4 protein-coding genes and 1 pseudogene are annotated in these 4,687 nt (G+C 71.2%); 2 read left to right on the top strand and 3 right to left on the bottom strand.

The window, feature by feature from the left end; all coding sequences use genetic code 11:
* Both LOY02_RS17965 and LOY02_RS17960 read right to left on the bottom strand, forming a co-directional pair.
* A partial coding sequence (locus LOY02_RS17965; RefSeq protein ID WP_317183738.1) for an amidase occupies positions 1-1,220 on the bottom strand: 1,220 nt, incomplete at its 3' end.
* Between the two features lie 27 nt (positions 1,221-1,247).
* Positions 1,248-2,063: an MBL fold metallo-hydrolase gene (locus LOY02_RS17960; protein ID WP_317183737.1), complete on the bottom strand. Its 816-nt coding sequence runs from the start codon at positions 2,061-2,063 to the stop codon at positions 1,248-1,250.
* 195 nt (positions 2,064-2,258) lie between these two features.
* Here LOY02_RS17960 and LOY02_RS17955 point away from each other — a divergent pair, with 195 nt between their 5' ends.
* Together LOY02_RS17955 and LOY02_RS17950 are read left to right on the top strand one after the other, a co-directional pair.
* Positions 2,259-3,092, top strand: a complete 834-nt coding sequence (locus LOY02_RS17955) for a DUF72 domain-containing protein (protein WP_317183736.1) — start codon at positions 2,259-2,261, stop codon at positions 3,090-3,092.
* A 49-nt stretch (positions 3,093-3,141) separates the two neighbouring features.
* Positions 3,142-4,305: an AI-2E family transporter gene (locus LOY02_RS17950; RefSeq protein WP_317183735.1), complete on the top strand. Its 1,164-nt coding sequence runs from the start codon at positions 3,142-3,144 to the stop codon at positions 4,303-4,305.
* Positions 4,306-4,344: 39 nt separating this feature from the next.
* Here the strand turns inward: LOY02_RS17950 and LOY02_RS17945 are convergent.
* A pseudogene (locus tag LOY02_RS17945) lies at positions 4,345-4,687 on the bottom strand (hypothetical protein); the annotation flags it as partial.

The following is a 4,687-nucleotide window of genomic DNA, read 5'->3' as shown; positions in this document are numbered from 1 at the left end:
CCACGAAGGAGCGGCAGGCTGATCGCCGGGACGTGCAGTGCCGTCCAGGGGCGGCAGAACCACGGGTCGCCCGTGGAGTCCGCCGGTGGTGCCACTCCCGACGTCGCGGGTGTGAGCAGGAAGTCGGCGCCACCGGGGCGGTCACCGAGCTCACGGCGTCGCCGGTCGATCAGTGCCTCTGCCGCCGCCACCTCCGCGTCTGTCCGGGAGGACGCCCGGTCGAGGTACTCACGGAGCGACGCGGACAGGGAGTCAGGATGGTGCGTGTGCTCGTCGTGCAGGGCGACGAGGGCCTCCCGCTCCATGACCACGGCGTGTGCCTCCGCGATCTCGGCCAGGTCGGGGAGGTCGACCTCCTCGAGTATCCGCACCTGGGGCATCGCTGACAGGGTCTCGACCAACGCGTCGAAGGCGGCCCTGGCCTCCGCGTCGACGTCCCCCCAGCGCGGGGTGCGGCAGATGCCGACCACGGGAACGCCTCCATGGGTGGCCGGACCGCCGGGACCGCCAGCGCCGGGCACAGTGCCCGCAGTGCCCACACTGTCGGCGCGGATGGCAGCGAAGACGAGCGCGACGTCCGACACGTCGCGAGCGAACAGGCCCACGGTGTCGAAGCTGGGACTGAGCGGCTTCACCCCGGACGTGCTGATGAGCCCGTAGGTGGGCTTGAACCCCACCACGCCGCAGTAGGACGCCGGCCGGATGACGGAACCGGCCGTCTGGGTGCCGAGGGCAACCGGCACCAGGCCGGCGGCGACCGCGGCCGCCGATCCACTCGAGGATCCTCCCGGGGTCCGTGCGGGGTCGTGCGGGTTGCGGGTCGGCGGTGGCTGGAACAGCGCGAACTCGGTCGTCACGGTCTTCCCGACGACGATCGCCCCAGCCGCGCGGAGTCGGTGCACGACCTCCGCGTCCGCATCCGGCTGGTGGCCGGCATAGATGGGCGAGCCGTAGGTCGTCAGCTGTCCGCGCGTGTCGATGAGGTCCTTGATCGCCACGGGAAGACCACGGAGCGGGCTCGTGCCCGCGGGTGGTGCGAGAGACTCGACTCGCGAGATCTCGGCCTCCAGCTCCTGCTCGTCGACGTGCACGAAGGAGCGAAGGGCGCCGTCCACACGTGTGATTCGCGCAGCGGTCTCGACCGCGACCTGCCGGACACTGGCCGCACCGCCGGCCACTCTCTGCACCGTCTCACGCGCTGACCACTGCTGGGTTGTCATCCCGCTCTCCTTGTCCACGACCTCGGATCAGGTCACCGGCAGGCACCAGTGGCCGAGCGGCGCGTCGCACAGGCGGTCCGCAATGCCAGCTGCGAGGAACGCCGCGCGGGTGTCCTCGGCGCCTTGGGTGAAGTGTCCCCATCCTTGCTGATGGGCGACGACCACGCGTGGTGACCCGAGAACCTCCGCGGCGGCGGCGGCCCGCTCCGCCGTGAGAGTCAGTGGCCTCCCGCCGAACCTGGCCGGCACCGACGCCGAGCCTGCGAAGAGGACGGCGCAGTCGATGGCACCGATGCGCTCGCGGATCTCGCGGACGATCTCCAGCGACGCATTGTCACCGCTGACGTAGGTCGTCGGGCTTCCGTCCGCCTCGATGACGAAGCCGATGACCTCGCAGTTGACGAATCCCTCGTCATTGAGCTCCGCGTCGGCCGGGCCGTGGCGGGCAGGAACCCCCGTCACTCGGAGCCGCCCGTCAGGTGCCTCCCAGGTGGACCACGGGTCCAGGGGGGTCGACGGCTGTCCCAGACGTCGCGCAGCAGTCGGCGGGGCGAGCAGGACGGGCGCCCGGAGGGCGAACTCGCGACCCGCGACATCGAGGTTGTCGGGGTGGAGGTCATGGCTGACCAGCACGACGTCGGCGTTGCCGATCGCGCCCTCGTCGACGGCGGGGCCGACGAGCTTGCGCAGGTAGCCGTAGTCCGTCGGCGGGTCGAGCGTCGGATCGCAGACGAGACGGTGGCCGGCGACGTCGATGACGGTGGTCGGTCCCCCGACGACAGCGACGCCGAAGGCGAGGCGCTCCGACGTCACCGGAACGGACGCGGACTCACGGCTGGACATGAGCAGATCCCTTCTCTCGCGGCGCCGCCCGGTCCCGGCACAGCTGCCTCAGGCCCCGTCGACCCGAGCGGCAGGGCACGGCGGGAAATCGTATCGGCGGCTGCGCTCGTGAGCGACCGAGATTCGGCGTCGGCTCAGCCAGCCCTGTCGCGCCGCGTCCCGAGGAAGGAGGTGAGCCCGCACTAGCCTCGGAGCATGAGTCGAGCGTTCGTCGGGGTGTCGGGGTGGCGGTACCCCCGGTGGCGCGGCGACTTCTACCCACGTGGGCTGCGACAGAAGGACGAGCTGGCCTACACGGCTGAGCGAATGAGCTCCGTCGAGATCAACGGCTCCTTCTACTCCCTCCAGCGGCCCTCCTCCTACGCGGCGTGGCGCGACGCCACCCCGGACGGCTTCGTCTTCGCCGTCAAGGGCGGCCGCTTCATCACGCATCTCAAGCAGCTTCGCGACGTCGAGACCCCGCTCGCGAACTTCTTCGCCTCGGGAGTTCTCGTCCTCGGTGACAAGCTCGGGCCGATCCTCTGGCAGCTGCCCGAGCGGACCCGCTTCGACCCCGATCGGCTCGGCGCCTTCTTCGCACTGCTGCCGCGCAGCACCACGGCTGCCGCCGAACTGGCCGGAAGCCACGACGACAAGGTCCCCGACGACAGGGCCGTCACCACAGCGCTCAGCCATCGGCAGATCCGGCACGCCCTCGAGCCGAGGCACGAGAGCTTCGACACTGCGGAGGCGCGGGCCTTCCTCGCCGACCACGACATCTGCACCGTCGTCGCCGACAGCGCCGGACGGTGGCCGCAGATGCACGACGCGACGAGCGACTTCCGCTATGTCCGCCTCCACGGCGAGTCCGAGCTCTACGCGAGCGGCTACACCGAGGAGTCGCTCGACCGCTGGGCCGCCCAGGTCCGCCGCTGGCTCGACGACGGTCACGACACCTACGTGTACTTCGACAACGACGCCAAGGGCTACGCCCCGCATGACGCCGTCGCCCTGCTCGAGCGTCTCCACGAGCGGCCCCGGACCACGTAACCGACGACACCTGGCCACGGGAGCGAGCTGAGCGGCATACCGTGTCCTCGTGACCGACAACGCGATCCAGCCCCGCTCCACCGACCCGTCCCGCGATCCCGCGAGAGACTCCCGTCGGGACTCGGCGGTGCCTCCCGCGGTGCGCGCCGCGAGCGAGTGGTCCCTGCGCCTGCTCGTCATCGGTGTCGCCGTCTACGTCGGGTCGCTCCTCCTGCGCGAGTTCTCGCAGATCGTCGTCCCACTCCTCGTGGCGGTCCTCCTCGCGGCGATGCTCGAGCCGATCAGCCGGCGACTCGCGCGGGTCATGCCCATCGGCGCCGCGGCCGGCACCACAGTGGTCGGGGTCATCCTTCTCGTCAGCGCCCTCTTCACCCTCATCGGGCAGCAGTTCAGCAGTGGCCTGTCGGAGGTGACGGCGCAGGTCGCCGCCGGTCTCGAGCAGATCCGCGACTGGTTGCGCACGACGTTCAACATCACCGACTCGGAGTTCGACGGCTACTTCGAGAGCTTCCGGGACAGCGTGAGCAGCTCCGGCAACCTCGGTCAGACCGCCGCCAACGTGGGCCTGACGGCAACCCACTTCGTCGCCGGCATCTTCATCGCGCTCTTCGCCCTCTTCTTCTTCCTCTACGACGGCCCGCGCATCTGGAGCTGGGTCGTGCGGCTCTTCCCCCGCGTGGCCCGCCCCCGCGTCGACTCCTCCGGGCAGATCGCCTGGGACCAGCTGTCGGCGTTCGTCCGGGCGACCATCGTCGTTGCACTCGTCGACGCGGTGGGCATCGCGGTCGGCGCCGCGATCCTCAAGGTGCCGTTCGCGTTCGCGATCGGTGTGCTCGTGTTCCTCTTCGCCTTCATCCCGATCGTCGGCGCCCTGCTCTCCGGTGCCGTCGCGGTCCTCCTCGCGCTCGTCGCGCAGGGCTTCGGCGTGGCGCTCATCATGCTGGCCGTCGTGATCGGCGTGCAACAGCTGGAGTCGCACGTCCTGCAGCCGCTCCTGCTCGGCAAGGCGGTGAGCGTCCACCCCCTCGCGGTCATCCTCGCCATCGCCGCCGGCTCGCAGATCGCGGGCATCGTCGGTGCGCTCGCGGCGGTGCCGTTCGCCGCGGTGCTCAACGCGGTGGGCCGGCACCTGCTCATGAAGGAGTCCGAGGCCGAGCTCGAGGATGAGCTCGAGGAGTCGGCCGACGAAGGATCCGCGCCCGCCAACGCCTGACCTCTCGGGGCTGAGCGGGTGCGGCAGGCGCGGTCCGCGCTACTGGCTGACGGCGCGGCGCGCGAAGAGCGCCCGGTCGTCGAGCTCGTCGGCCTCGTCGGCGAACTCCGGCGTGTCGAAGACGTCCGCCGGGATCCCGTCGGCGGTGTAGCGCGGCTCCGCCTTGGCCTTCATCGCGTAGGTCGGGGTGGGCACCGGCACCGGGCTCCACGTGCCGGGCGCGGGTGGCTCGGACGTCGCCTGCCGCCCGGGCTCGGCCGCCTCGAGGTCAAAGACCGTGTCGTATGCCGCTGAGCTAGCGTGCGCGGCAACGCCGGCGTGCGACGGGGCGGGCTCGGCTGCGCGGGCCGCGGGCTCGGCTGCGCGGGCCGCGGGCTCGGCT

The organism is Intrasporangium sp. (assembly GCF_032907665.1).
In the GTDB taxonomy this organism is placed as follows: Bacteria; Actinomycetota; Actinomycetes; order Actinomycetales; family Dermatophilaceae; genus Intrasporangium.
The sequence above is the reverse complement of the archived record's forward strand: the minus strand, read 5'-3'. Positions and strand labels throughout refer to the sequence as shown.